This window comes from Brevundimonas sp. UBA7838 (assembly GCF_002500885.1).
In the GTDB taxonomy this organism is placed as follows: domain Bacteria; phylum Pseudomonadota; class Alphaproteobacteria; order Caulobacterales; family Caulobacteraceae; genus Brevundimonas; species Brevundimonas vesicularis_C.
The window spans coordinates 2442-2688 of the sequence record NZ_DLTK01000041.1 but is presented as its reverse complement, the minus strand read 5'-3'; the positions used below and the strand labels follow the sequence as shown (position 1 = coordinate 2688).

Sequence of the window (247 nt, the reverse complement as noted above, 5' to 3'; positions counted from 1 at the left end):
ACCTCGCCGCCGGCGATGTCGAAGCCGCCGGAGCGGATGTTGTAATTCACCTCAGTGATGCCGCCGACGACATAGAAGTCAGAGCCCGGCACCTGGCCTGCCAGGATGCGGCGGTACTGGGTGTCCTCTGGCCCCTTGGCGTCGGGGGCCTGGTCGCCGATCAGCTTGTTGTTGGCGTAGCGCAACTCAAGCTCGGACACCGAGGTGTCGTAGCGCTCAACGATGCGGGCGCCGGCCTTGGCCAGCG

The 247-nt window shown here is 66.4% G+C and carries 1 pseudogene; it reads right to left on the bottom strand.

Annotated features, from left to right (window positions below):
• Positions 1–247 (bottom strand): annotated as a pseudogene (locus B3T77_RS02760) (transcriptional regulator); the annotation flags it as partial.